Raw genomic sequence first — 2,003 nt, forward strand, 5'->3', positions numbered from 1 at the left:
ATGAACGGCTGGCTTTGAACTACCAGTCAGCGCCGAAGGGGCATTTCCACGTCTTCAATGAGGCTCACACGGGGGAGCTGTAACTGAGTAGTGCTATGCCTCAAGCGATTGCCCTGGCGCGACCTTCAAAGCGATGAGCGAACGTACGGCTTTCGTCACCCGCCCCGCAGCACGCGCCAGATGTCGTGCCAATAGGCGGTAACAAGGGAGGCCAGGGCCGCCGCCGCCATGCCGGTAACGCCCAAAGCGCCGAGCCCCATCAGCTTCCACCGGGTCACCTCGGCAGTGACCGCTTTAACGCCCGTCATGTCGTCGTTGAGCGTGCTTACAGCGGTTTCCGTGGCCGCAACGCGGTCGACCAGTTCGTCGGTTTTGGCATACATCTTCGACCGGCTGGCGGCAGCGCGCTGTTCGGATTGCTCGTAGCTCAGGGCGACACGGGAATCGCTGTCCTTGATATCGCGTCGGATCTCCGTGATATCCCGCTGCATGTTCTGCGTGGCCTCCAAGAGCCCGCCGATCATCATTTCCAGGCTCTTGTTCGCCGAAGTGTTCGCCTGCTAGTTCAGTTCGGCCCGGCGCACGGCGCTGGCCTTGGTGTGGCGGTCGCACTCGGCGGCCGTGTAGAGCTTGACGGCGCACCCCGGCGCCATCGTGCGGTCGATCTTGTTCTGATCCTCGAAGGTCTTGCCCTTGGCCTCGGCGAGGCTGCTACCTATCGCCGCCCGGAGGGCTGGAACACCGCTCACGCCGGAAGTCCCACAACCCGCCAGCAGAATTGCAGTTGTCAAAATTCCGGCTGGCATCAATGCCTTTGCGGATCGCATCCTGATTGTCCTTCTCGATCTTGGCGCGGACCTCGTCGGCGCCCCAGTGCTTTATTAGTTCGTAGCCGCCCCACACCGCGCCCGAAGCGACGGCGATGGTCGCGGCTATCGCGATGACGTCGGCGAGTGTTCTGTTGATGCCGAGGACACTGGCGATAATCGCTATGATGGACCCAATCAGCCGCCCACCTCCGCTTTGATCTGACGCACCGCAGAGACGATCTGGGAGCGAAGCAGGAGCAGGACCAGCAGGAACACCAGCAGGACAACGCCGCCCGCGAGAACCGCCTGCCAGTCCATTCCGGCGAGCCAGCCGAGACCGATGGCGCCGGAGCCGAAGAGGCCGGTCAGCCAGGAAAGGAACCCAGATTTCTCCATGACTTTCTGTTCGACCTTTTCAGGAACAACAGGTTTGTCGACCGGCACCTTCACCTCGACAGTCACTGGGGGCGGTGTGTCGGGCAAAGCTGACAGCTTCAGCGCTTCGGCGCGCACCGACTTGACGCGGTCGGACCAGCCACGGCCGAAAGTTTTCCATGTCGGGAGACGCTTCAGGAAGCCTAGGCGCTTGTCGCACAGTGCGTCGATAACAACGCCGGCCGGCTTGGCCTTTACAGCAGCAATTGTAGCTGGACCGATGCGACCGTCCTGCCTGACGCCCACAACCGCCTGAAGGTACTGGCAGCCCGAGCCGGCCCAGAGTTGACGGCAAAATCAAAGACGGCGTAGTCGACACCGCCGGGAAGCTGGGCACCAGCCGTCGCATCCCAGTAGAACCGCCGGTATACTGTCGATACTTGGGCATCAGTGATCTTGCGCAGATCGGCCTTGGTAGCATCGGCTTTCACATAGCGGCGGAAGTTGGCGAGCGTGACGCCTTTCATGGTGGCGCCGCCGGGGTCAGCCGGATTGTCTGACCAGAGGCCTTCAGATTTCAGAACGAGCGCAAGCGCCCGCGCAAAGTTGCGGTCCATGGCTAGTACCTTTCTGCCGTGATGGGCAGTCATTGAGTTTGGCAATGAAGGTGGGAGGGCTGAAAATCAGCCGGTTGAGGAGATCAGCGGTCTAAGCGCTCGCATTCATCAAGTAGGCCACCAAGCTCCAGGCAGAGATCGACGCGGCCGAGGCTGTTGGCGTTGTCATTAATCCCCATGCGGCGGTTGTAGGATGTCACGG

General features: G+C 61.5%; 4 protein-coding genes and 1 pseudogene. All 5 read right to left on the reverse strand.

Annotated elements, in window-relative coordinates; all coding sequences use genetic code 11:
• Positions 1-155 precede the first annotated feature (155 nt).
• Complete coding sequence (locus EN939_RS31935; RefSeq protein WP_127271257.1) at positions 156-527, reverse strand: DUF1515 family protein; 372 nt, start codon at positions 525-527, stop codon at positions 156-158.
• Between the two features lie 33 nt (positions 528-560).
• Positions 561-749 carry a hypothetical protein gene (locus EN939_RS31940; protein WP_127271255.1) on the reverse strand — a complete coding sequence of 63 codons (189 nt, stop codon included), beginning with the start codon at positions 747-749 and terminating at the stop codon, positions 561-563.
• 255 nt (positions 750-1,004) lie between these two features.
• Positions 1,005-1,322, reverse strand: a complete 318-nt coding sequence (locus tag EN939_RS39890; protein ID WP_306663782.1) for a hypothetical protein — start codon at positions 1,320-1,322, stop codon at positions 1,005-1,007.
• A 69-nt stretch (positions 1,323-1,391) separates the two neighbouring features.
• Positions 1,392-1,466: pseudogene (locus tag EN939_RS39895) on the reverse strand (glycoside hydrolase family 108 protein); the annotation flags it as partial.
• Positions 1,439-1,801, reverse strand: a complete 363-nt coding sequence (locus EN939_RS39900) for a glycosyl hydrolase 108 family protein (protein WP_306663780.1) — start codon at positions 1,799-1,801, stop codon at positions 1,439-1,441. The gene EN939_RS39900 and the pseudogene EN939_RS39895, both read right to left, overlap by 28 nt.
• Positions 1,802-2,003 lie beyond the last annotated feature (202 nt).

Source organism: Mesorhizobium sp. M7A.F.Ca.CA.002.05.1.1 (assembly GCF_003998335.1).
Lineage (GTDB): Bacteria > Pseudomonadota > Alphaproteobacteria > Rhizobiales > Rhizobiaceae > Mesorhizobium.

Coding starts and splice junctions, on each gene's coding strand:
- EN939_RS39900 (WP_306663780.1), bottom strand. CDS start 1,801: ATGGACCGCAACTTTGCGCGGGCGCTTGCGCTCGTTCTGAAATCTGAA.
- EN939_RS31935 (WP_127271257.1), bottom strand. CDS start 527: ATGATGATCGGCGGGCTCTTGGAGGCCACGCAGAACATGCAGCGGGAT.